Origin of the sequence: Agarivorans sp. Alg241-V36 (genome assembly GCF_900537085.1) — a bacterium.
Lineage (GTDB): Bacteria > Pseudomonadota > Gammaproteobacteria > Enterobacterales > Celerinatantimonadaceae > Agarivorans.
In genome coordinates, this window is record NZ_UNRE01000003.1 from 442,351 (window position 1) to 468,225 (window position 25,875).

The window sequence follows — 25,875 nt, forward strand, 5'->3', positions numbered from 1 at the left end:
AAAAGTAAGCGTCTGTACATTAAGCTATTGAATATAATGAATAATAAAGACTAAGAGTTATTATCATCCTTTAGTCTAAACAAGCGGAAAAGTGGTGAGCTAACTGAGAAAAGGGCAAAAAAAGAGCTCTTGCAAAGCAAGAGCCAATGGAAACGTGCTTTTTGGAAACCTTCAACACTACTCCCCTCGATGTAGTGCTCGCCGACCAAAGCTCGAAGGTTCAAGCTACCAAACTAAATTAGCATGCTGAATTTGTAGGTCAACCATAAATTTTACAATTCATTAACTTTATGTGAGCAGCCTAACACGCTGAAGAAACGATGCATTTTTCGATCTCTTTTAATTCTGTAAACGTACTTTACTTAAATAGAGCGAAGCAAATTACACCTGTTTATCATAATCAAAGAGCCTTGCGCAGGAATTCTAGAACGAACAGGATGGCAACTATTAATGACTAAAGGTTTTTAAAAAAATGCTTATTTTTTATAAATTTATTTTTGCCATGGTATAAACTTATTTTAGCGCTTCATGAAATCTTTTGTTTCCAAATTCTATCTTTTATAGAGATAGCTTGTATTTAGGAGGCCTAGGCCATGAGTATTTTTGACCACTATCAACAGCGTTACGAGCAGGCTCAAGAAGAAGAGTTATCTCTCGATCAGTTTTTAACACTTTGTAAAGAACAACCAAGCACTTACGCCAGTGCTGCAGAACGCCTTTTGCTCGCCATAGGCGAACCAGAAATGGTAGATACCTCGAAAGACCCACGCCTAAGCCGGCTTTTCTCCAACCGAATTATCGCTCGCTATCCTGCTTTTAAAGAGTTTTACGGGATGGAAGATAGCATTGAACAAATCGTTTCTTACTTAAAACACTCCTCTCAAGGACTTGAAGAGCGTAAGCAGATACTTTACTTGTTAGGCCCAGTTGGTGGTGGTAAATCCTCTTTAGCTGAAAAGCTAAAAGCCCTTATGCAACAAGTACCTATCCATCGCTTGAAAGGCTCTCCAGTAAACGATCACCCATTTTGCCTATTTGATGCCAACGAAGATAGTAACATCCTCGAAAAAGAATACGGCATTAGTAAGCGCCATCTAAAAAATATAATGTCACCTTGGGCAGCCAAGCGTTTAAACGAATACGGCGGGGATATTAGTCAATTCAAGGTGGTTAAATGTTATCCCTCCATCATCAATCAAATTGCGATTGCTAAAACTGAACCTGGTGATGAAAACAACCAAGACATTTCCTCATTGGTGGGTAAAGTCGATATTCGACAGTTAGAACATTTTGCGCAAAACGACCCCGATGCCTACAGCTACTCTGGAGCCTTGTGTAGAGCCAATCAGGGTTTAATGGAATTTGTAGAGATGTTTAAAGCACCGATTAAAGTGCTACACCCTCTACTTACTGCCACCCAGGAAGGCAACTTTAACGGTACCGAAGGACTCTCTGCGATCCCCTTCGAAGGTATTATTTTGGCTCACTCAAATGAATCCGAGTGGCAAAGCTTTAAAAATAACAAAAACAACGAGGCCTTTTTAGACCGCGTTTATATAGTAAAAGTGCCTTATTGTTTACGAGTAAGCGAAGAGATAAAAATTTATCAAAAACTGCTGGATAACAGCGAGCTGAACACCGCTAAATGTGCGCCTAGTACTTTAGAGTTATTGTCGCAATTCTCTGTATTATCGCGGCTTAAAGACCCTGAAAACTCAAGCATCTACTCTAAAATGCGGGTTTACGATGGCGAAACACTAAAAGACACAGACCCAAAAGCCAAGTCTTATCAAGAATATAGAGACTTTGCTGGGGTTAACGAAGGCATGGAAGGTTTATCCACCCGCTTCGCCTTTAAGATTTTGTCTCGAGTATTTAACTTTGATACCACCGAAGTGGCGGCTAACGCGGTTCATCTGTTCTATGTTCTTGAACAACAAATTGAGCGCGAGCAATACAGCCAAGAAGTGGCGGACCGCTACTTAGAGCACTTAAAAGGCTACTTAATTCCTAAATACGTCGACTTTATCGGCAAAGAAATCCAAACCGCCTACTTGGAGTCTTATTCTGAATACGGGCAAAACATCTTTGATCGTTACGTGATTTATGCGGATTTTTGGATTCAAGACCAAGAATATCGTGACCCCGATACTGGCCAGTTATTTGACCGAGCAGCGCTAAATGCCGAGCTTGAAAAAATAGAGAAACCAGCAGGCATTAGTAATCCTAAAGACTTTAGAAACGAAATCGTTAACTTTGTCTTGCGTGCTCGCGCAGGCAATGACGGCAAAAACCCTAACTGGACCAGCTACGAAAAACTTCGCACAGTAATTGAGAAGAAAATGTTCTCAAATACCGAAGATTTGCTGCCAGTTATTTCCTTCAATACTAAAACCTCTGCCGACGACCAACAAAAACACGATGACTTTGTTGCTCGCATGATGGAGAAAGGATACACCCGCAAACAAGTGCGCTTGTTATCTGAATGGTATTTACGCGTTCGTAAATCGTCTTAGATTTGATGGAGGGCGCCTATGGCTCATTTTATCGATCGACGTTTAAATGGTAAGAATAAAAGCGCGGTTAACCGCCAGCGCTTTATTCGCCGTTATAAAAGCCAAATTAAACGTGCAGTAAACGATGCAGTTAATCAACGCAGTATCCAAGACTTGGAAAACAGCGAAAGCATAAGCATTCCCCACAAAGACATTACTGAGCCCTTTTTTCACCAAGGTGACGGAGGGCAACGCCAACGCACCCTACCCGGCAACGACCAATTTGGTACCGGCGATAAAATTGAACGACCACCACAAGGAGAAGGCGCCGGTGGCCCTGGAGATGGCGAAGCTAGTGATCAAGGAGAAGGCACCGAAGAGTTTCAATTCAATATTTCCAAAGACGAATACCTCGATATCTTGTTTGATGACTTAGAGCTTCCCAACTTACAAGAGACCGATGTAGATAGCATTGTTGAATATCGCACCGCGCGAGCCGGATTTACCAACGATGGTGTACCCGCCAATATTAACATTGTTCGCTCTTTACAAAATTCACTGGCTAGACGCATGGCCATGGGTGGCGATAAGCGCAAACGGCTAAGAGCCTTAGAGCTGCAATTAGAGCAAAAACAATCTGACTCTCAGGTTCCGCACAGTGAGATAGAAGCAATAAAAGCAGAGATCACAGAACTTAAACGCAAGCTTGCAAACATTCCTTTTATCGATACCTTCGATCTTAAGTTTAATAACTTTGCCAAACATCCTGTGCCCAGTAGTCAAGCCGTGATGTTTTGTTTAATGGATGTCTCTGGCTCAATGGACCAAGCAACTAAAGACATTGCCAAGCGGTTCTATTTACTGCTCTACCTATTTTTGACCCGCAGCTACGAAAAAATAGAAGTGGTGTTTATTCGCCACCACACTCAAGCAAAAGAAGTTGATGAGCATGAGTTTTTCTATTCCCAAGAAACCGGTGGCACCATTGTTTCTAGCGCGCTTAACCTAATGGATAAAATTATTGAAGAACGCTACCCGAAAAATCAATGGAACATATACGCAGCACAGGCTTCAGACGGCGATAACTGGGCCGATGATTCGCCAAAATGTCGCGCATTACTCGAGAAAAAACTACTCCCTCTAAGCCGCCATTACGCTTACATAGAAATAACCAGCCGTGCCCACCAAAGCTTGTGGCACGAATATGAACAACTCAGTGAAATCTTCCCTAACTTCTCTATTCGTCATGTGAAAAATGCCGAAGAAATATTGCCGACATTTAGAGATCTCTTCAAAAAAACCACTGTGTGAGGCCCTCATGAGCAAAACTAAGATGTTGCCCGATGGACCAGATTGGACCTTTGAAATGCTTGAGCTTTATCATCAAGAGATTGAAAAGGTTGCACAACACTATCAATTGGATACCTACCCCAACCAAATTGAAGTGATAACCGCCGAACAAATGATGGATGCCTATTCAAGCGTAGGTATGCCCATTGGCTATCATCACTGGTCCTACGGCAAAAAATTTATCCAAACCGAACAAACCTATAAACGCGGTCAAATGGGTTTGGCCTACGAAATTGTGATTAATTCAGATCCCTGTATTGCTTACTTAATGGAAGAAAACACCATGCCAATGCAGGCCTTGGTTATCGCCCATGCCTGCTTTGGTCACAATAGTTTCTTCAAAAACAACTACCTATTTAAAACCTGGACGGATGCCAGCTCAATCATCGATTATCTAGTATTTGCCAAAAACTACATTAGCAAGTGTGAAGCTCGCCATGGGGTGCAAGCAGTTGAAGATTTGCTCGACTCTTGCCACGCCTTAATGAACTACGGCGTTGATCGTTACAAACGGCCTAGCCCTATTTCAATGGAAGAGGAAAAGTCTCGCCAAGACGCTCGAGCCGAATACCTACAAAGCCAAATCAATGAGCTGTGGAAAACCATTCCAACTAAAGAAGATCCCAACGTAGAACAGCGTCAGCGCTTTCCCGCCTCTCCTGAAGAAAACATTCTCTACTTTATCGAAAAACACGCTCCCTTATTAGAAACTTGGCAGCGAGAAATTGTTCGCATTGTAAGAAAAATAAGTCAGTACTTTTACCCACAAAAACAAACTCAAGTGATGAATGAAGGATGGGCCACCTTCTGGCATTACACCATCACCAATCATATGTTTGACCACGGACAAGTGAGTGAGCGCTTTATTCTAGAAATTTTGCACAGCCACACCAGCGTGGTAATGCAACCGGCTTATAACAGCCCTTATTTTAATGGGATAAATCCTTATGCTCTGGGCTTTGCCATGATGACTGACATTCGCAGGATATGTGAGTCGCCCACCGATGAGGATCGCAAGTGGTTCCCTGATATCGCCGGCAGCGACTGGCTTAAAACCATGCACTTTGCCATGCAAAACTTTAAAGATGAAAGCTTTATTAGCCAATACTTATCACCCAAAGTAATACGTGACCTAAAGCTATTCACACTTGATGATGACGAAAATAAGCCTTACTTAAAAGTTAAAGCTATTCATGACGACCATGGCTACCAACAGGTAAGAGAAGCGCTGAGCGCTCAATACAATCTAAGCAACATCGAACCGAACATTCAGGTCCATAACGTAAACTTACGCGGTGACCGTTCTCTCACCCTACGCTACGTCCCTCATCAAGGCATTCCTCTTGGCAAGAGCAAAGATGAAGTGATTAAGCACTTACATCGCTTATGGGGCTTTGATGTGATTCTCGAGCAAAGTGACGATAAAGGCAGCGTACAAGAAATTGCGCGCTGTCCCGCTCAGGACTAACTACAGCGGCAACAAAAAAGCCACCTTCCGGTGGCTTTTTCATTTCAATTCAAATTAGAACAAGGCTTTGTTCAACATTAAGTGGCAAACAATAGATGCTGCATAACCTAGTGCTATTACTGGCGCCCATCGGAGGTGGCTAATAAAGGTATAGTGGCCTCTAGCTTGGCCCATTAAAGCAACACCGGCAGCAGAACCAATTGATAACATGCTACCACCCACTCCGGCCGTAAGAGTCACCAATAACCACTGGCCTAAGGACATCGTCGGTTCCATGGTAAGCACTGCAAACATCACTGGAATGTTATCAACGATAGCACTCAACACCCCTACAGCAATATTGGCGTAAGTTGGATCCCAATTTAAGTACATGGTGTTAGACGCCATTTCTAAGTAGCCAATAAAACCAAGACCGCCCACACAAATTACTACACCGTAGAAGAACAACAAGGTGTCCCACTCCGCTCGTGCAACCCGGTTAAAAATGTCAAAGGGAACCACACTGCCTAAAGCTTTTAATCGAGCATCATCTCGATGAGAAATCGCATCTACAGCCTTTCTATGTAAACTGGAGGCTAAGGTTCTACGTAGGAAGAAACCAAAGAATTGTAGGTAACCTAAACCCATCATCATGCCCATTACTGGTGGCATATGGAACAAGCTATGGCCCATTACCGCTGTGCCGATGGTAATTAGAAACAAGCCCACTATTCGTCTTGCCCCACGCTTTAGCTCAACATCCTCATGTTCAGCTTCTACCGCATCAGCAGAGACAAACATCGACATGATAAAGGCTGGAATAACGAAGTTAACAAAAGACGGAATCATCAAGTCGAAAAACTGGCCAAAGGTGACCAAGCCTTTTTGCCAAACCATAAGGGTAGTAATATCACCAAAGGGGCTAAATGCACCGCCAGCGTTAGCTCCCACTACAATGTTAATACAGGCCAAGTTAATAAATCGGCTGTTGCCCTGGGCGACTTTAGTGACCACCGCACACATCAACAATGCAGTGGTAAGGTTATCGGCCACTGGCGAAATAACAAAGGCCAAGCAGCCAGTTAACCAAAACAGCTTCCGGTAACTCAGCTTTTTACTAACCAGCCAAGCACGCAAGGCATCAAATAAGCGGCGCTCTTCCATGGCGTTGATGTATGTCATCGCCACCAGCAAGAACAACATCAATTCTGAAAACTCGAGTAAATTATGACGAAATGCATCGGTTACCAGCTCCTCGTGCCCAGAGCCTCGGTAATAAATTGCAATCAAAAACCAAATTAAACCTGCGGCTACCAGCACCGGTTTCGATTTTCGCAGGTGAATCACTTCTTCGCTCATCACCAATAAATAAGCAATGGCAAAAATGACTAGCGCACTGTAGCCCACCCAAGACGAGGTTAAACTCAAGCCATCAGCGGCGTAACTAGCAGAAGAAAATAACAACAATAGCAGAGGCAACAATATACGCATTAAGTCCCACTCCTTAGGCGAATGCTCATTTGTTTTAGATTGATAAAGATTTCGTTTTAGCGTCCGTAGCTTAGGGCGCTGGCACTTCGATGATTGTTCATAGCGTTTTCAGCTTTGTTCATTAGTGACTCAACATTGTTGGCAGTGTTATCTACACAAGCCACACCCAAACGAGAGCCAAGTTCTAAGTCATCAAGATAGTTAAGCCAAAACTCGCTGCCTAACGCATCATGGATCCGTTCAGCAGTATCCAAAGCTTGATACAAGCTAGACTCGGGTAAACCAATAACAAACTGATCTTTTTCGCAACGGGCTAGCAAGTCAACTTTGCGTATTTTCGATTGCAAAAAATTCGCTAGTTTAACCAATAGCTTATCCGCTTCATCAGCGCCTAATTTATCACGGTATCGGCTAAAATGATTGACGTTAATCAAAACAATAGAATAGGCATTCTGATAACGAGAGGTACGTTCAATTTCTATCTCAGAAAACTGCTTGAAGCGGGCAAAGTTTGCGTAACCAGTAAGTTCGTCGGTATCTATAGATTGCTTAAACAAAGGCAGGTTTTCACTACTTGGCTGTTCTTTCTCTTGAAACAGATCTAAACCTTGTTCATGAGTATAACGATGACGCCACAAAGCATGACATAGACAAACAATGATACATACCAACAAACAGTTAACTAAAGCATTTGGAAGTTCAACATAAGGCCAATGTTGTATTTGGCTTGGACTTAAGGGCTCAAGCGCACTCAAGGTGAGCAGAGTAGCAGTCACTATCAAGCTAATAGCGAGCAAGATGGGCAAATAGAAACAAATAAACAATAGCGGCAAGCTATAGACTAACCAATCGGGAACGTTGCCAAGTTGCAAGGCCCCTACGCCATGCATTAAGCCGAAGACCAAGGAAAAATGCACTACTGCATGAGCTGCTAACAAGGTATGGGCTGAGCGAGCCTTAACCAATTTTAAACCAAGCCAGGTGACCAATATTTGACTACAAAGCCAAGCACTTAATCCAAACGATGCCGCTATATTAGCTTGCTGCCACCAGGCAGAGAGTGAACCTGATTGAAAAAGATAGGAGATAACACACAAACAATAGAGAGCTTGAACCCAAGAGAGTTGTTGGCGCTGTTGTTGCCACTGCCAGTTAGCAAATTGCCGTTCCTGGCTCGAGGAAGAAAAGCCCATAAACACGCTTCTCCACGCCTGCATAACTTGTGGCTGTTGCATCTTTCCTTTAACTCCTGTTGTTAAATCAAAGAGAACACCGATATAAGCTAGTTTAGATTAGCGCCTAGAGCTACAATATCGGCTTTACTTGCCAAATAAAGAATCATTGTGACTTCACTTAAGCATACTCGCTATCGACAATTTTTCCCGTCATTAAACGGTACTAATCAGCCATTTGCATACCTTGATAGCGCAGCTTCAACTCAAGTCCCTGAAGTTGTCTTAAAAGACATTGAACAATATTACCGCCAAGGTCATGCCAATGTACATAGAGCAAGTCATAGCTTTGCACGACATGCTACCAATGCCTTTGAATTAGCAAGAAAAACACTTGCAGAATTTATTGGCGCTAAGGCGCAAAATGTTATTTGGACCAGTGGAACCACTCAAGCAGCCAACCTATTGGCAGATGGCCTCGCCCATCTAGTCGAAGAAGACGATGAAATTTGGGTGAGCGAGCTTGAACACCACTCTAACCTAGTTCCTTGGCAACAACTGGCTCTTAAACGTAAGGCAGTTCTAAAAGCGATTCCTGTGCTAGATAACGGCGATATAGATTTGGCGTATTTTCGCCAGCAACTTAGCGAAAAATGTAAAATTGTTGCTGTTGCCCATGTATCAAACAGTATTGGCGCTACTCAGCCCATTCCAGAATTATCGAGGCTTGCCCACCAATACGGCGCAAAAATAGTTGTAGATGGCGCACAAGCCGTTGCTCACTTAGACGTCGACGTTAATCGTTTAGCTTGTGACTATTATTTGTTTTCTGGACACAAATTATACGGACCAACGGGCATTGGTGTGTTATACGGTACCGAGCAAGCACTGGAGCTGCTAGAGCCCAGCGTATTTGGCGGGGAAATGATAAGTAAGGTGTCTTTAGAAACCAGCACTTGGAACAGCCTTCCCTATCGTTTAGAAGCGGGAACGCCCAACATATCTGGGGCAATAGGCTTGGCTTCAGCCATTAGGTTCTTAGCGCAGTTCCCCTTAAAAGAACGCCTTAGCCATGAGCGCCAGCTATTAGCTTATGCACTAAAGCAACTAAAACAGCACCCCAAGGTTGAATTAGTAGGTGAACCGATGATGAGAGTAGGAATAATTGCCTTCAATTTACGTGGAGTTCATCCTCAAGACGCTGCCACCCTCTTTGACCAATACAATGTTGCCTTGCGTTGTGGCCATCATTGCGCAATGCCCTTAAGTCACCGTTTGTCTCCAGAGGGTAGTATTCGCTTGTCGCTTGGCCTGTATAACAATCAGCAAGACATTGACCAAGCGATTGAAGCTATTGATAAAATAATGGAGTTGTTTGATGAATAAAGCGCCGCAAGTGGATTTAAGCATCCCGCAAATAGAACAGCGCTTTGCCAATTGTAAGTCCTGGGAAGAGCGTTATCGTCAGCTATTGCTATTAAGCAAGGCTCTGAGCCCAATGGATGCTCAATACCAGACAGAAGAAAACCTAGTGCAGGGCTGCGAAAGTGATGTATGGCTATATTATGCGAATGGGCAGCTACGCATAAACAGTAATGCCAAAATCATAAAAGGTTTATTGGTTATCATACTAGCCAGCTTTGCCCAGCAAGCTGAAAGCACTCAAACAACATTTAGCCAAACTTTAGAAAAGCTTGGCTTAGCACATCACTTAAGTGAATCAAGAAACAACGGAATAACGGCAATATTGCAGAAAATAGCAGAGTTAAACTAATCTTCTATTCTTCGCTGGGAATGGTATAGGTGCGACGCTTTTTGGTTTTAATCACTACTTTTGCTTTGGCGCCACCCTCTTCTACCACTGCCCTATATTCACTTCTTGGGACAGGTTTTGCTTGAGGTACGGGTTTGGTGGCAGCAGGTGGACGGCTCGTTACACTATAGGTAAATCCACAATCTCGACAGGCCATTAATGCTGGTTTATGACCACCACAAGCTGGACATTTTTGATTAGAGCTCACTACTAATTCCTATTTCTTTCTATGAGAAGTTTTATTTACTGCTTAAGTGTATTGGATCATCTGCAATTAATCACAATAAATTGAACATTTAATGATCCGGTTACTGTTTAGTTGGGTTTGTAGGCCAATTTTTAGCTAATCTTTGTCTTGCCCTGTTAGGTGCTCAATAAACCACTCGCCTGCAGGGCCAAGGGCTTGGCTCCAAACTACTTCAATTGGCCACTCAAAGTCGTCCACAATAAAATCACGTTCTAACTCAACTAACTGATGACTATCAAGGTAACCTTGAGCCAAAGGTTCGGGGAATAAACCAAAGCCTACCCCACTTAGCAACAACTGCTTAAACTGATACATCCTTGAACAATTCACCACATGGGAACTTATTCTCACAGACTCAGCCATATCTCGAGTAATGAAACTAGATACCGCTGGAATTAGCTGAGTATGGGCAAGCAAATCTTGAATCGACAAAGCATGCTTAATTTTTGCTAATGGATGACTCGGTGCGCACACACATAACCACTTAATTCGACCAATCAGCACACTTTCTAAACCACGACGAGGAATAAGATCGGCGGGAGTAATTAAGATATCGACATCGGTATCATCAGCAAGATTATGTGAATCAAACTCGTCCACATCGATGATATTTAAATTAAGTTGCGAAAACTTAGCTAACAAGTTCTTTATCGCTTCGCCATGCTCCGGAAAAAAACTATAACCCAGTACACCAATGGTTAACTTATCTTCAATGCCAGCATAGTAAGATTGGGCTTTTTTCTCCATAGCTTGTAAGCGTGGAACAATCTCTAAAGCTTGTACGTAAAGAGTACGCCCTACATCGGTTAAGGTTGGCGCTTGGCCAGAAACACGATCAAAAAGTCGAATATTTAAATCCAACTCCATGTTTTGAATCAGTTGACTCACAGCTGAAGGACTCACTCCCAGTTTACGCGCAGCCGCTGAGAAAGAACGGGTCTCTGCTACTGTCACCAAATAAACTAAACGCTCGGGAGTAATGTGCATGCGGTACCTAAGAACAATGCTTTGTTTTTATTAGCTAAATGTTAGCACCAGCTGTTTGTTTTTCATAGCGCGCAACTACTTAACTGTTTGGCTATAAAACTCACTAATGTATTTTCCGCCTTTAATATTGGCAATAATGCGTAGCTTATAGCTATCCCCCTGATTAGGAATAAGTTCACGCAACTCGGTGGGGCTTTTCCAATAATAAGGGCTATCGCTCATGCCTAAGGGGTAAGCGGTCACTACATTTGCGCTGCTTACAATAAAGAAGGTTGCACTATCTAAAGGGAAGGTAGAATTAACCGTGGTTGTTCCTGCTTCATCACTAATATTGAGCTGAAAATCACCTGATTCAAGAATACATTTTTGGTTAATAATGTCACAGTGCCCATAAGTACTCAGCTGGAAGATACGATCTTTTTCAGCATCGTGTTCCAAATAAATATCTGATGCGATATAGCCACCGATAGCCAAAAACGGCATCACTAACATGGCCAATTTAGTGTGTCTGTTCATTGTTACTTCCTGTAATCAATCCATTGGAGCGCAGCTATACAAGCGCGTCATTAGCTCTATCATATTGAAATTAATTATTTTTACTGAGTTATACCGCAAAAAAAGGCTCCCTCTAGGGAGCCTTTTGCTTACTAGGGATTAGTTCAATTCAAGCTTAATGGTCGTGAGCTGCGCCTGCACCATGTGGTACACGGAAGTTATCAACCATATCTTGAATATGCTGTGGTGCTGGACCGGTTACTTTACATACCGCGAAAGCAACACCAAAGTTAACCAAGGCACCTACTACGCCAAAGGCATTTGGCGAAATACCTAAGAACCAGTTTGGACCCATATCACCTAAGAATGAAGTACCTGGGATAAACATAATGCCTTTATGCTGGAACACGTAAAGCATTGTTACACCAATACCGGAGCACATACCAGCTACCGCAGCAGTACCGCTCATTTTCTTAGCAAAGATACCCATCATCAACGCAGGGAAGATAGACGACGCCGCTAAACCAAAGGCCAGTGCTACGGTACCTGCGGCAAATCCAGGTGGATTTAAACCAAGATAACCGGACACCAAAATAGCCAGAGTCATCACTATTCGCCCTGCCAGCAACTCATTTTTATCTGAGAGGTTAGGCGTGAGCACCCCTTTCATTAAGTCATGGGATATCGAGGATGAAATAGCCAACAACAAACCTGCAGCGGTTGATAGCGCAGCAGCTAGGCCACCAGCAGCAACCAATGCAATAACCCAGTTCGGTAGGTTAGCAATCGCTGGGTTGGCAAGAACCATAATATCGCGGTCTACTTTCACCATCTCGTTGCTTTCTTTGTCAGCAACATATTGGATTTTGCCGTCACCGTTCTTATCTTCAAACTTCAACAGACCGGTTTTTTCCCAATCTTTAAACCACTGAGGACGTTCGCTATACACCAAGTTGTCACCTGCTGAAGGAACAATCGTATTCATAAGGTTAAAGCGAGCCATAGCACCTACCGCAGGGGCCACAGTGTAAAGCAAGGCAATGAACACTAATGCATAACCAGCAGACGAGCGGGCAGCTTGCACCGTTGGTACAGTGAAGAAGCGCATGATTACGTGTGGTAAACCTGCAGTACCAATCATTAGTGACAAGGTGTAGGCGAACATGTTTAAAGTGCCGCCTAGGTTGTCTGTGGTGTACTCTTTAAAGCCAAGATCGGTAACCACCATATCTAGCTTATCAAGCAAATACACGCCACTACCATCAGCTAAGGTACTACCCAAACCAATCTGTGGAATAGGATTACCCGTTAACTGCAGCGAAATGAACACGGCTGGAATAGTGTAAGCAAAAATAAGTACACAATATTGTGCAATCTGGGTGTAAGTAATGCCCTTCATGCCGCCCAATACTGCGTAAACCCATACGACAAACATGCCAATGTATAAGCCCATATCGTACTCAACTTCTAAGAAGCGAGAGAAGGCTACACCAACACCTTTCATTTGGCCGATAATGTAAGTAAGTGATGCTATAATCAAACACAATACAGCAACAATACGTGCACCTTTTGAGTAGTATCTATCGGAGATAAACTCAGGCACCGTAAACTTACCATGCTTACGCATATAAGGAGCAAGTAGCATAGCTAACAGCACGTAGCCGCCGGTCCAGCCCATTAGAAAAACAGAACCACCATATCCCAAGAAGGCAATTAAACCCGCCATGGAAATGAACGAAGCTGCACTCATCCAGTCAGCACCAATTGCCATACCATTTTGGATGGGCGTAACGCCACCACCTGCAACATAAAAGTCACTGGTAGAGCCCGCTCTAGCCCACCAAGCAATGGCGAAGTATAGGCCAAAGGAGCCAAATACAGCGATATAAGTATAGAGTTTTAACTCGTCCATTTATGACTCCTCAACATGGTATTTTTTGTCGAGCTTATTCATTTTGGCGGTATACCAAAAAATCAAAGCCACAAAGGTATAAATAGAGCCTTGTTGTGCAAACCAAAAACCCAGTTTATATCCGCCTAAGCGAATTTCATTTAAGGGCTCAACTAGCAGTAAGCCAAAGCCAAATGAAACCACAAACCATATGACGAGACAGGTAAATATTAGGCGCAAGTTTTCTTGCCAATATGTAGTCTGTTCTTCCATGATATTTCTCCAAGCAAGCTGAAACAGCCTTGCGATTTTGTGCCAATAAGTATGTAAACAACATGTTAACGGCCGAACAAATCATTAAGTTTTTATCTGCGGCTAGTGGAATAGATGCACATATAAACTCAATTCAAGCCTATCGAAGAAAAAGTTAACAAACGATTAACAGACTAGGTATTAATCTTTAGTCTAAAGTCCCTGAATACAAGTAGAAATTGAGATCTAGACGCCGAAAATCAGCACTTTAACAAGCAATAAAACAGTGTAATGAATAATAGAGAGGGGCTAAGAAAATAAAGAGGGAGTACATGAAAGCCTGAAGAATCAGGCTAGCACCGTTAGAGTTGACAATTTGTTAACTACACGCAAAAGTCCAGCTCGGAAACATCAAGCGGGTTTTCATCAGAAGATATCTCTGCGTAGCTATCATCGGAAAAAGACAACTCTTGGCCGTCATCTAGCACAATAAAGTATGAAAGACTCACTGGGTCAACACGCAATTCACCATACAAAAAGCATCCGCTATTAAACAATACCGTGGTATCTGGTTTTGAATAGAACATGGCATTAACCCTAGGGCCAAAATTAACTAAGGCAATAATCACCAAAAAAGCTGCTGTTACCCACTTCATCTTAAATCTCGTGCAAAAAAGAAAGGATTGTAGCAGGTCTTTAGGCTGTGGCGAGTTGACCAAGAATAATTACTGTCACATCGAGAATAAAAAAGGCATTGCTAAGATAAGTGCAATGCCATTTTTGGTGTAACTAGCGTGAATAGGCTAGAAGTAGTATCGAGCTTGTATCGACATTTCGTCTTGTTTTTTATCATTACCAAGTCGATCTTTATTTTCTAAGCCAAACTTATACTCAAGGGCTAACAATACTTGGCCAGGTTTCCACCCCACTCCACCAATTGCGTATGATTGTTCACCTTGGCTTACATCGGTTTTATCCTCTAAACCGTTATAACCGGCATATACGTGATAAAGACCACCATCTATTTTGTATACTCCTATAAGTTCTAAGCCATTGGCTTTATCAGCAACATTAAGGTCATTTTTATCCACTCTAAATTTTTGGCTCAGATTTTCATATTGACCATAAACTCCCGACAAATAGAACATGTCTGATTCATAGACTGCTCCAGCTAACCAAGAGGTAGCTTTATCTTGGTTGGCAGACCCAACATAATTATTACTATTATCTTTATCATAACCGTTTGCCGCATAAGCAGCGCCAAGTGAAAGACCAAAGTCAAAGTCATAAGTCCCACTAAATTGGTAACCATAATCTCTAGCTGAGGCTTCGTTTTCAAATTGGTACTGAGCAGCAATACCAAAGCCACCAAAAGACTTGCGATAGGTTAAGGCATCATCTGCTCTCCCCATGCCTGACTCATCGCCACCATTGCGTCCATCGTAAGTACCTGAAGCATCACCACCAAACTTCCAAAATTGGTCAGTCCACACGGCAATGTCATAATAAGCAGACCATTGCTTACCTACTCGAATTGAACCAAAACTATCATTATTGAAGTAGATGTTACCTAAACGATTGGTGAATAGTGGATCTGCTTTTTCAACTGGATTAAAGCCCCACTCTAGCTGCGCCCCAGCAATCCAGTTTTGCACCATTTCATGTTCAAAAGCAAAACGGATCCGCGAAGCTCTGTCTTGTAACTCAAACGATTTATCTTGCTTTGTAGCTCCGTCTCCATAACCCGCTTGATAAAACGCCTCTATACCTAAGTAGCCCCCGATACTTACGTTAGTTTTGCCATTTTCATAAATAGTAGCCGCCGAAACGCTACCTGCCATGGCACTAAGTGCCAAGCCTGCAATTACCTTATTCATTTTTCACTCCTTGGTTTGAGTTATTTCATTAACTCTTAACAATTGGGGAGGAAAAGCGTGCTAACAGTTAAACCCCCCAAAATTCAGCGTAGTAACAAACCAAAAAATAGCCAAATAACACAAAGTAAGGATAAAATAATGCAGCCTGATGTTTTTCAGCGATAGCAGTCGCTAAAGTCACAATATTGTCAAATAACAGTATTTGTTAATAGCCTAAGGCTAAAAAGCCATATTAAGCCCTGACAACACTGGAAAAATTTCTTGCCACTTAATAACAATTAATTAGTATTCATGGTCTTACCGAGGAGAGATACGTGAAAACGAGCCGCCGTTTAGCTGCAATTAGCCACTTTGTGAATCAACACTACCAAGACATATGGGATTGTTGCTGTGACCACGGTTTTCTGGGAGCCGAGCTGGTTAAACGCAAGGCCGCAAACTATGTGCACTTCGTAGATAGCGTGCCACAAATTTGCCAGCGCTTAGAGCAAAAGCTAAGCCGACACCTTCCATACACTTCCGCTGGCTCAACCAGCCAATGGCAGGTTCATTGTGTAGACGTTGCCAAACTCGAACTCAAACACAACGGCACTCAGCTAGTGATTATTGCAGGGGTTGGTGGAGAGTTATGCATTGACTTGCTCAAGGGGATTTTAAGTAAAAACCCTCAACGAGATTTTGAGTTAATTCTTTGCCCTGTGCATTATCAATATGAGCTTCGTCAATTTCTGCAAGACCATAACTTTGGCTTAATTGATGAGCAACTCGTCGAAGAAAACCAACGCCATTACGAAATTCTTCACTTATCTACTACCTGCAATTTTCCAGTTAGCAAAGTAGGTGAAAAAATGTGGGACTTATCTAAACCTAAGCACCAACAATACTTAGCTAAAACCCTTGCCCATTATCGCCGAATGGGCGGAAACGGTCCCCACCCTGCTCAACTAGCTTACGAAACTTTGCAAAGCTCACACTCGCCCGATAACAGCTAAATCAACAAGCTATTTAATAAAAATAAAATATTTAAATCTAATATTGATCTTCAAAGCAATATTTTGAATGGTCTATGCTAGAATCGCTCGCTTTTGAGCAGTGCTGCACGTTCACTGCTACAGTAAGCCTTAAATAGAACAAGCGATCATTGCATGAAATTTCCTGGCCAACGTAAATCCAAACACTATTTCCCGGTTGAATCTCGCGACCCTTTAACCAACGAACTCAATCCGGTTATTAGCCCCAAGCACACACATATTACCGGTATTGACCAAACTCTGGTGGATATAGAAGCTAACGTTGACCAAGCATTTATCGATCGCCATAAGCTGGTTAAGGGTAATTCACTGCTTATCGATGATCTATCGGCTCAAGCGCTTTACCAAGAGCTACAAGATAAACAGCTAATCACCGCCGAATTTGCTGGCGGTACTATCGGCAATACCTTACACAACTACTCCACCTTAGCCGATGGTCGCTCAGTTATGTTTGGCGTAATGAGCCAAAACATTACCATTGGTGATTATGCCTACCGCTATTTATGTAATACCTCTTCACGGGTTGACCTTAATCACCTGCAAGCTGTTGATGGTCCAGTTGGCCGATGCTTTACTTTAATTAGTGATTGCGGTGAGCGCACCTTTGCTATTTCTAAAGGTCACATGGATAAACTTACTCCAGAGTTTATTGATGAAAACTTGGTAAAAACCGGTGCAGCACTAGCATTAACCGCCTACCTGATGCGCGCAGGTGACGACCCAATAACTCAAGCAGCTATGCAGGCTATAGAGTATGCTCATCAAGCAAAAGTGCCAGTGGTACTGACTTTAGGCACGCGCTTCTTAATCGAAGATGACCCACAATGGTGGCAGCAATTCATTCGTGAACATGTCACTGTGCTTGCCATGAACGAAGAAGAGGCAGAAGCCCTAACTGGTGAGAGTGATGTTTTACTGGCTTGTGAAGCAGCCCTAGAGTGGTGCGATCTTATTTTGTGTACCGCTGGTTCTCGCGGCTTATTTATGGCGGGCTACACCGATGAGTCTTTTAAACGAACCACTAGCCATACTCTACTGCCTGGCGCTATTCCAGAATTCAACCAATATGAATTCTCTCGCCCAATGTTAAAAGCAGATTGCCAACAAGCACTTAAGGTGTACTCGCACATTGCGCCATTCATGGGTGGTCCAGAAAAGATCACCAATACTAACGGCGCCGGAGATGGCGCTTTATCGGCGCTGCTCCACGACATGGCAGCAAACGTATTTCACCGCAGTAATGTTGAACAATCCAGTAAGCATCGCTTTGAAGCGCTCAGTTACTCCTCATTTGCGCAAATCTGTAAATACGCCAACCGAGTAAGTTACGAAGTACTAGCCCAACATAGCCCTCGCCTTTCTCGCGGTTTACCAGAGCGAGAAGAAAGCTTAGAAGAAGCCTATTGGGAGCGCTAAAGCAAACTTAAAGATTGAGGCCCCGTTATCTAGAATAGTCGGGCCTCATAGATTAGCGTATTTGGTCGGCTCTGCTTCAAGACATGGCAGCAAACGTATTTCACCGCAGTAATGTTGAACAATCCAGTAAGCATCGCGTTGAAGCGCTCAGCTACTCCTCGTTTGCACAAATCTGCAAATACGCCAACCGAGTAAGTTACGAGGTACTAGCTCAGCATAGCCCTCGCCTTTCTCGCGGCTTACCAGAGCGAGAAGAAAGCTTAGAGGAAGCGTATTGGGAGCGCTAAACCAAGCCTAAAACTTGAGGCCCCTTTATTTATAAATGGGTCTCAAAGTTTAAGTTACTTCAGCATTTCCCAATAAATAACGCTGATAAAACTCGTCTTTAGGCACGGGCTTGGCAAATATGTAGCCCTGTAAGTAATCACAAGCCACATTCAAAACATGCTGTCGTTGTTGCTCTGTTTCCACCCCTTCAGCCACTACTTTTAAACCTAAATGGTGAGCCATAGTCACTATCGCTTTGACTAGGGCGACGCTATCACGATCAGTTGTTAAATGTTGGATAAACGAGCGATCTATTTTGAGTAAATCGATATCCAGTTGCTGCAAATATGACAAAGAAGAATAGCCAACACCAAAGTCGTCTATGGCTACATCAAAGCCGCGTTGCTGAAGACGGGTAAGTTGATCTTTAATTGAATCATCGGTGGCCATCAATACATTTTCGGTAATCTCAATCATTATGCTATGAGCTGGCACCTCGTGTAAGGCAATGGCATGGATCCAATCATCTATCCACTTACCGCCATCGTTAAATTGCGAAGGCGAAGTATTTACACTGATTTGAATATCATCCAGCCCCTGCTTATACCATTGAGAAACCGTGGCGACGGTTTGCTGCATCACCCACTGGCTAAGTTCGCGAATCAACCCAGCTTCTTCTGCAACATGAATAAATGCCTCGGGCCCTACTACACCACGTTGTGGATGATTCCAACGCAACAGAGCCTCTGCTTTTTTCACTCGGCAATCTTCTGCGGCATACTCTAGCGAGGTAATGGGCTGGTAATAGAGTTCGAACTGTTCCTCTTCTAAAGCGGTTCTCAGCTCTTCTAATAAGCGTCGTTTTTGCTGAGCCTCCACTTGCATGTCTGAGGAAAAGAATTGATAGCAGTTTCGACCACGGCTTTTCGACACATACATGGCTTGATCAGCATGTTTAACTGCTTCTTCAACAGTTTTTCCATCTGAAGGCGAAAAGGCGATACCAATACTGCCGCTCACGTGAGCAGCCTCAGTTTTAATGGTAAAACGTTTTGCTAAGCCTTGTAATACTGTTTCAGCAATATTAGATACCCGCGATTGCTCGCTAACACCTTCGATCACAATGGTAAATTCGTCCCCACCTAGGCGAGCTACCGTATCCTGCTCACGTACGCAACGCAGAATTCTTTGCCCAGCTTGGCTTAACAAAATATCTCCGTAGTCGTGACCAAGGGTGTCGTTAATCTCTTTAAAACCATCTAAATCAATAAAGATTAATGCAAACTCGGTGTTTTCTTTTACCAGAGCGTGTAACTTTTCGTAGAAGAAATGGCGGTTAGGTAGGCCGGTAAGCCCATCGGTATAGGCATACTGCAGTAATTGTTGGTTTGCCCCTTCTAACTCTTGGGTTCGCAGCCTAACTTGCTTCTCTAGCATTCGTTCGCGCAGCTCGATGGTCTCCAGCATGCCATTAAAGCACTCGGTGAGATTAGCCACTTCATCGTCACTGGACTGCTGAGCACGTAAGCTATAGTCATTAGATGCAGTCACCCGCTCAGCAACATCAGAAAGGTGCAGTAAAGGCCGTAAAAAACCTCGTTTTAAGAACATTGAAAAAGACAAACTTAAGCCAAAGGTAATCACCAACAACACCGCGAGAAACTGCCCGTAAAAACCAATTCGTTGGTCAATATAGCTGTCGTTTGCCAATACCGTTAGCGCGCCATACACCTGCTCATCAAGAATCAGTAAGCTACTAACTTCTATTAATTCATCGGCCTCTTCTTGCAACTCTTCTTGATAATTGTCACTTTCGACTACTGCTAAGTTTTGTAGCTCAGTGTCGGTAATCGCCGCCCTAATCACCCCTTCACGTAACAGCAAGGAAGAGATCATCTCCTGCATGGCTTCTTTATCATCAAACAACAAAGCTGCCGTTATGTTAGGCGATAAAGTATCGGCAATGTTTTGTAGGCTCTGAGTTTGCTCTCTTTTAGCACTGACAAACTCGTAAGCACTTAATACCACGGTTACCATTGCTGCAGAAAAAATCGCCATGCTCATTAGAATCACTAGGAGCTTTTTGCTCATGGTATTTACGCTAAGAAAAGACATTATTACTGCTCCTCCTTAACAACGCGACTCAATCTCAATACCTTTGAGCTCATAGTAATATCAGCCTTTTTAAGTGCTGCAGGGGCAACTTCAAAACGAATTTTCCCAGCTAACAAGAAGAAGCGAATGTGTCCACCTTGTTGGATAAAATCAGGAGTTTCTCCAACCAGCATGGTATGTGGCAATAAAGATTTATCTACGCTCTGCCAAGTTTGGCGAAAAGCCGCAGGCACAAACAGTAAATTGCACTGATTGATGGCCAATGACTCCAAGTCAACCAAACTGACGCGAATGTCCAACTCATGAATTTTTTGCTTATGCAAAACCCAACTGGCGGTGTCTACAAATTCAATATCTGGGCTACACAACTTAAAGTAACCAAGTGGTTTAGCTATGCCCTGCCACTCACTATAGCGTGCAAAATTAAACATAAAACCGGCCTTTAAGGCTGCCTCTTTATCAGCAGCGCTCACCTCACTAACTACTCCTAAAATAGCAAGGGTAATAAACAGCTTAACCAAGCGCCTTATCGCCAGCATTGGCTAAAACTCCGCCATAAATCGCAACACGACGCTTGGTTCAATATAGTTTGGAACCGTAAAGGTTTCAGAGGTGTTGTTATACTCTAGGTGACTACCTGCTAATAAGTTTTTGCCCGTTATAGACAGTGAACTATGTGACATCAACTGCCAAGCCCAACTTAGATCAAGCGCGTCATAATCATCTACCGAGTATGCGTCGCTGTTAATTGAACGGAATAACGCAAAAAACGAATGCTGCTTAAAGGGTTGCCATGCAGTCTTAGCAAAAAGCTGCTTACTGTCCGAGTCATAACCGATAGCAGGTTGAGTATTTTCTTGTAAGCGATAGCGATAAGCCATTTGGCTATACCCTAGTTCGGCACGAAAACTGACATTGGGCCGCCAAACCACTAGTGCTTCTCCTCCTTTCACATTTAAATCAGCATTTGAGGCAACATCAAACTCAAGCACTGTACTTTGCAGGGCTTGTTGAGCTTCAATGATTTTCCCCTGCGCTAACAACGCTGCAATTTGATCCAAATTTGCGCTGTCTGGATTAGGTTGCACGGCAAAAACATCTTTAGACTGAGTATGAAATAGGGCTAAATCGAATGACCAATCTTGTTTGCTAAAACGATAGCCCAATTCGTAAGAAAGGGATTTTTCTGGCTCAACCTGTTGATTGCCGTTTAACACCGTACGTACGTGGTAATTATCAATGGCATCGATACCGGTTTGAAAATACTCTCCAACACGGGTGCCATTAATAGCCGAGTCGTAATCAAATTCTGCCAATGAAGGGATACGCACACCTTGCGAAATAGCACTCCAAAGTACATGCTCGTTATTAGGCTGCCAAGTTATACGCGCTACCGGTTGATGTTCCCAACCGGTAAAACTGTTGTGTTCAGACTTGTTACCAAAACTTAAATTTAATTGTTCTGGAATAAGTGCGAACTGCACCTGTAAAAACGCGCCGTATTGCTCTAAGCGGTCGATATTTTCATCGCTGCTTATGATGTAATTGGGCGCAAAAGGAAGATAACTATTGCGGTAGTTTAAACCCCAGTCCAATTGAGTTGCGCCCCATAAACTATTCATCTGGTAATCAATATCTATTGATTGAAAACGCTCTTCCAAATATAGCTGCTTACCGTCTTGAATAGCCCAAGAGGCTTGTAGCATTTGGTTAGAGGAATTAGATAACCGATGCTCTGCTCGCGCCATAATACGCCCGTCGTCACGCTCAAAACGCTCGGCATATAGGGTGTTTTGATTAGTAGCTAACGATAGTGCTTTAAGGTTTTGCCCCATGTCAGTATGGGTATAACTAAGCTGGGTGAGAATGGATAGATCATCATTGGGTGCAAAATCAAAACGCGCACCTAAACTTTGTTGCTTCGCTTCATCATTGGCGGCCGGTGACTTGCCAGTTTTAGCGGCATCGGAATCTCGAACACTGCCGTAAACGCGGTAGCTACCATTAAAGCCAATATCGCCACCGTGACGTAAACCCACGTCGTAGTTTAGTTGGTCACCACTACTTACTTGCACCAAGGTCTCACGAGTATCCAAGCTATTCTTGGTAATAATGTTGATTACGCCATTGGTGGCATTGCTGCCCCACAATAAACCGCCTTGGCCACGAATAACTTCTATTCGTTCGATATCATAAAGTGGTACATCTAAAGTTTCCCAATAAACCCCGGCAAATGAGGGGTTATAAACACTTTGGCCATCTACCATCACCAATAATTTACTGGTATAGCGCCCAGCAACACCACGCGCAGTAATTGCCCACTGGTTACTATCTAACTGCCTTACTTCTAAACCAGGCACCAGCTTTAGTGACTCCGCAACCGATACAGCGCCTGAAGCTCGAATATCTTCTTTACTTAGTACATAGAGCGAGGCAGCAGTAGTAAACGCTGATTGGGCACGCTTCATCGCAGACGTTGCTTGCACGTCTGTGGCCATTAACGATTCTAGATCCAAATTTGGCAAGGGCTCAGCAGCTACTGCACTAACATTAGCCATATATAGCGACCATAAAACACCAGCTGAATACTTCAACTACACCACTCCTTGGGCTTTTAATCTATCCTTGGTAACTGAAACAAAAAGCTCAACACAAAATTGGCCGTGGGAACAGAATAAAACTCTGAGCAATTCTTCAGCAAAAATTAGTGACATTTATCTCACAGAAAGAGATTGAGGTAAACTACAAACTCGATCAGTTTGTAGCTCTCAGATTTAACTAAATCTATGATTTATATTTAAATACTGAATTGCTCATGAAACTGGATGGCTTGGTTTCGGCCAGTTTTTTTAGCCTGATACAAAGCATCGTCGGCGCGTTGTAATACACTATCGCAATTGCTGTCTGCCACCTGAATGCTACTCACACCCAAGCTAACAGTAACATCAACTTCTCTCTGCAGTGCGGTGAACGGGTGTTGCTCTATCGCCTGCCTAATCCGCTCGGCGCTGTGCAGGGCTTCTTTGGTGGTGGTATTAGGTAGTAAAATGGCAAACTCTTCGCCGCCCATTCGGGCGCAAATATCAGCCTCGCGCAACTGCGCGCACATTTGTTGATAAACTTGCTTAAGCACTCTGTCACCACAAGGGTGGCCATACTGATCGTTAATTCGCTTAAAGTTGTCTATATCTAACATGATTAAGCTGCAATCTAAGAAGTGACGGTGAAAAGTTTGATAATGATTTGCTAGGCTTTCGAAAAAACGGCGGCGGTTAAACGCGCCAGTTAATTCGTCGGTTTCACTGAGTCGGCGCAATTGTTGTTCAAGCTTATAACGTTCATTAATATTGCGTGCCGCCCATACCACTGCACGCTGACCATCGATAAACGAATTTAGGGGTAAAATGCGCGCTTCAAACCACAGCTCTCTCTCCAGTTTGGCGCTTTCACAGTTGGGCAAACGAATATCGTCAGGTGAAATAGCGTACTCCGAAACACGCAGTCGCTGTTCAAAAATGCTATTACGGATCTGCTGTAAGAACCACTTAGCTTTTTCTTCACTAAACACATCGCTAACGAAGCGACCGGTTAATAAGCGGCTGCTCGAAAACTCTTGGGTTTCTTGATCACCCAAATGAGCAATACAATAACCATCTTCGGTAAATACCAATGTGGAATCGGGAAATGCTGCAACAATCTCCAACAGCTGTGGAGTCGATAAATGCATATAATAAGCCTTAACTAACTGCAAAACAGAAACGACAAGGTTTAGTTACACAAACTACAAATCACTATTATTAGAATTATAAAGCTAAACGAAATTTGAGTTATAGCTGAAGCTTTAGACTACTCTGACCACTTGATGATGAAATTGATTCACATCAATTTGCGAAATAAATAGCAAGTAAATCTAATAAATCATAAGACCTAAGAACATTAATCCGCACATTGGCTAATAACCCCAACTAACTCACTAATAAGCTCTACGCTGGTTTTGCTACCAAACTGCTGTTTAAGCCAACTCTTCGCGCCTTTGTCAGCATCGCTGCTTCTTTAATGCTCAGTAAAAACTAAATTTTTTGATGGTGTTTCAGACAAGTCGACTTAATCGTTAAAACAGTCACAGCCTAATAAAACAACAATTGTAAACCCAAGCGTTCAAGATAAAAGTATTAATCAACTGTTAAGAATTTATGAATGGCTAAGGACAGCTAATGAGCTTATTTACAGAATTTCACCCTATTAAGTGGGTTGTTTCTATTCTCACCTGTTTGCCCACTAAGTTAGCTATTTGGCTTTTTAACACGCTAAAACTTCATCAGTTTAGCGCTCTAGTGTTAATGGCAATAAGGCTTATCCGCCCAACATTTACAAGCGATACCCAAATAGATGCTTCATCAATCAACTTGAGTTTTCCATCTCAGTTTAGGTATTGCGAACCCAAGTCCCAAGTGCTGTTAAATCGAGATGCTTATACATTTTGACGTCACTTAGACAGAAGCAAATTGTTAATAAAACCAATAAACTCCACATAAGGAATATGATAAAAATGAAAGTTAGTTCTATATTTGCAGTAGCAATTGCCGTAGCAACAATAACGCCATCCCACGCTAATTATTTCAAAGATGATTTTAACTGGGGATACAACGCTAGTATTTGGCAAGCCCGTGATGGCAGTAATGGCAGCCCTTTTGGCTGTAAGTTTACTCCGTCTAAAATCTCACCAAGTTCCCATGGTATCACTCTAAACGTAGCACCAAATAAATGTGCCGAGCTTAGAACCAAATCCTTACTAAGTTATGGCAAGGTTCAATCAAGCCTCAAAACAGGAAATGCCAAAGGTACTGTATCTTCTATATTTACCTACACTTCATGGCACGACGTGCCTGGCCGAGCGTGGCAAGAAATAGACATCGAGTTTTTGCCTAGCCTTGGCAATATTGTACATACTAACCTTATCTACCAACCCCAAGGTGGCCAATACCAAAGCTGGGAACTAGATATTGATTTAGGCCAATATGGCCTAAACATTCATCAAGACCTAATCCATATAGGTTTCGATTGGTCTAGCTGGAAAATTGATTGGTACTTGATAGATTCTTCAGGAAATACTCGCATCATTCGTAGCCTGTACAAGGACAATGGGGATGGCTTTATCGCCGCAAATGAGGTTCCACAATACGCATGGCCTGTGGATCCAACCCGTATAATGATCAACCATTGGCACGGCGATAACTCGGCAGATGCTATGTACTTCCCACAAGAGTACTTCTATCAAAACAACTGGGCCTATTACGATTACCTAGAATACACACCTAAATAAACTCAGCTATCGGCAGGCTTTATTTAAGCTTGCCGATTTTGGCCCAAGTTCATCTATTACTCAGCATACAAGCCCTAAAGCCTCTGCGTTAGTTCTCTTAAATTTCTGCCTTTCTTAACACAAGTGTTAGTCCAATCACATCCACGGCACAACATTATTGTAATACCATAACAACAAAAATACATTACATAATCAACAGATTTGAA

21 protein-coding genes and 1 pseudogene are annotated in these 25,875 nt (G+C 42.9%); 9 read left to right on the forward strand and 13 right to left on the reverse strand.

Going from position 1 to position 25,875, the window contains the following annotated elements; translation table 11 throughout:
* Positions 1-593 precede the first annotated feature (593 nt).
* From G6R11_RS09395 to G6R11_RS09405, 3 genes are read left to right on the forward strand one after another with little or no spacing between them, the layout of a single operon-like run.
* A complete protein-coding gene (locus tag G6R11_RS09395; RefSeq protein WP_163132820.1) occupies positions 594-2,516 on the forward strand; it encodes a PrkA family serine protein kinase in 1,923 nt (640 codons plus the stop codon).
* A gap of 18 nt (positions 2,517-2,534) precedes the next feature.
* Positions 2,535-3,806, forward strand: a complete 1,272-nt coding sequence (locus G6R11_RS09400; protein WP_163132821.1) for a YeaH/YhbH family protein — start codon at positions 2,535-2,537, stop codon at positions 3,804-3,806.
* Positions 3,807-3,813: 7 nt separating this feature from the next.
* A complete protein-coding gene (locus G6R11_RS09405) occupies positions 3,814-5,313 on the forward strand; it encodes a SpoVR family protein (RefSeq protein WP_163132822.1) in 1,500 nt (499 codons plus the stop codon).
* Positions 5,314-5,367: 54 nt separating this feature from the next.
* On the opposite strand, the gene nhaD is transcribed toward G6R11_RS09405, so the two are convergent.
* Positions 5,368-6,783, reverse strand: coding sequence for a sodium:proton antiporter NhaD (gene nhaD / locus G6R11_RS09410; protein WP_163132823.1), 1,416 nt, complete (start codon positions 6,781-6,783; stop codon positions 5,368-5,370).
* A gap of 56 nt (positions 6,784-6,839) precedes the next feature.
* Positions 6,840-8,018, reverse strand: coding sequence for a GGDEF domain-containing protein (locus G6R11_RS09415; RefSeq protein WP_163132824.1), 1,179 nt, complete (start codon positions 8,016-8,018; stop codon positions 6,840-6,842).
* A gap of 108 nt (positions 8,019-8,126) precedes the next feature.
* Here G6R11_RS09415 and G6R11_RS09420 point away from each other — a divergent pair, with 108 nt between their 5' ends.
* Positions 8,127-9,341, forward strand: coding sequence for an aminotransferase class V-fold PLP-dependent enzyme (locus tag G6R11_RS09420; RefSeq protein WP_163132825.1), 1,215 nt, complete (start codon positions 8,127-8,129; stop codon positions 9,339-9,341).
* Positions 9,334-9,729: a SufE family protein gene (locus tag G6R11_RS09425; protein ID WP_163132826.1), complete on the forward strand. Its 396-nt coding sequence runs from the start codon at positions 9,334-9,336 to the stop codon at positions 9,727-9,729. The genes G6R11_RS09420 and G6R11_RS09425 overlap by 8 nt, the downstream gene beginning before the upstream one ends.
* Positions 9,730-9,733: 4 nt before the next feature.
* On the opposite strand, the gene G6R11_RS09430 is transcribed toward G6R11_RS09425, so the two are convergent.
* The 7 genes from G6R11_RS09430 to G6R11_RS09460 form a co-directional block, all read right to left on the reverse strand.
* Complete coding sequence (locus G6R11_RS09430) at positions 9,734-9,976, reverse strand: hypothetical protein (RefSeq protein WP_163132827.1); 243 nt, start codon at positions 9,974-9,976, stop codon at positions 9,734-9,736.
* 135 nt (positions 9,977-10,111) lie between these two features.
* A complete protein-coding gene (locus tag G6R11_RS09435; RefSeq protein WP_163132828.1) occupies positions 10,112-11,002 on the reverse strand; it encodes a LysR family transcriptional regulator in 891 nt (296 codons plus the stop codon).
* A 75-nt stretch (positions 11,003-11,077) separates the two neighbouring features.
* On the reverse strand, positions 11,078-11,518 hold the full coding sequence (locus G6R11_RS09440) for a hypothetical protein (protein WP_163132829.1): 441 nt from the start codon (positions 11,516-11,518) through the stop codon (positions 11,078-11,080).
* Between the two features lie 154 nt (positions 11,519-11,672).
* On the reverse strand, positions 11,673-13,409 hold the full coding sequence (locus G6R11_RS09445) for a sodium:solute symporter family protein (RefSeq protein WP_163132830.1): 1,737 nt from the start codon (positions 13,407-13,409) through the stop codon (positions 11,673-11,675).
* Positions 13,410-13,661 (reverse strand): DUF4212 domain-containing protein, encoded by a 252-nt coding sequence (locus tag G6R11_RS09450; protein ID WP_040306877.1) that lies wholly within the window; start codon positions 13,659-13,661, stop codon positions 13,410-13,412.
* Positions 13,662-14,023: 362 nt separating this feature from the next.
* A complete protein-coding gene (locus G6R11_RS09455; RefSeq protein WP_163132831.1) occupies positions 14,024-14,296 on the reverse strand; it encodes a hypothetical protein in 273 nt (90 codons plus the stop codon).
* 147 nt (positions 14,297-14,443) lie between these two features.
* Positions 14,444-15,517 carry a porin gene (locus G6R11_RS09460; RefSeq protein WP_163132832.1) on the reverse strand — a complete coding sequence of 358 codons (1,074 nt, stop codon included), beginning with the start codon at positions 15,515-15,517 and terminating at the stop codon, positions 14,444-14,446.
* 314 nt (positions 15,518-15,831) lie between these two features.
* On the opposite strand from G6R11_RS09460, the gene G6R11_RS09465 reads away from it, so the two are divergent.
* The 3 genes and pseudogenes from G6R11_RS09465 to G6R11_RS09475 all read left to right on the forward strand — a co-directional run.
* The gene (locus tag G6R11_RS09465; RefSeq protein WP_163132833.1) at positions 15,832-16,509 is read left to right on the forward strand and encodes a tRNA (adenine(22)-N(1))-methyltransferase TrmK; all 678 of its coding nucleotides are present in this window, start codon (positions 15,832-15,834) and stop codon (positions 16,507-16,509) included.
* 153 nt (positions 16,510-16,662) lie between these two features.
* Complete coding sequence (locus tag G6R11_RS09470; protein ID WP_163132834.1) at positions 16,663-17,964, forward strand: inosine/guanosine kinase; 1,302 nt, start codon at positions 16,663-16,665, stop codon at positions 17,962-17,964.
* 89 nt (positions 17,965-18,053) lie between these two features.
* Positions 18,054-18,251 (forward strand): annotated as a pseudogene (locus G6R11_RS09475) (inosine/guanosine kinase); the annotation flags it as partial.
* A gap of 49 nt (positions 18,252-18,300) precedes the next feature.
* Here G6R11_RS09475 and G6R11_RS09480 read toward each other — a convergent pair.
* The 4 genes from G6R11_RS09480 to G6R11_RS09495 all read right to left on the reverse strand — a co-directional run bounded on the left by G6R11_RS09480 (position 18,301) and on the right by G6R11_RS09495 (position 24,073).
* Positions 18,301-20,346 carry a bifunctional diguanylate cyclase/phosphodiesterase gene (locus tag G6R11_RS09480; RefSeq protein ID WP_163132835.1) on the reverse strand — a complete coding sequence of 682 codons (2,046 nt, stop codon included), beginning with the start codon at positions 20,344-20,346 and terminating at the stop codon, positions 18,301-18,303.
* A 2-nt stretch (positions 20,347-20,348) separates the two neighbouring features.
* The gene (locus tag G6R11_RS09485; protein WP_163132836.1) at positions 20,349-20,885 is read right to left on the reverse strand and encodes a YfiR family protein; all 537 of its coding nucleotides are present in this window, start codon (positions 20,883-20,885) and stop codon (positions 20,349-20,351) included.
* 3 nt (positions 20,886-20,888) lie between these two features.
* Complete coding sequence (locus tag G6R11_RS09490) at positions 20,889-22,940, reverse strand: TonB-dependent siderophore receptor (protein ID WP_163132837.1); 2,052 nt, start codon at positions 22,938-22,940, stop codon at positions 20,889-20,891.
* Between the two features lie 203 nt (positions 22,941-23,143).
* Positions 23,144-24,073: a GGDEF domain-containing protein gene (locus G6R11_RS09495; protein WP_163132838.1), complete on the reverse strand. Its 930-nt coding sequence runs from the start codon at positions 24,071-24,073 to the stop codon at positions 23,144-23,146.
* Between the two features lie 822 nt (positions 24,074-24,895).
* Between G6R11_RS09495 and G6R11_RS09500 the strand changes: the two genes are divergently transcribed.
* On the forward strand, positions 24,896-25,669 hold the full coding sequence (locus G6R11_RS09500; protein WP_163132839.1) for a family 16 glycosylhydrolase: 774 nt from the start codon (positions 24,896-24,898) through the stop codon (positions 25,667-25,669).
* Positions 25,670-25,875 lie beyond the last annotated feature (206 nt).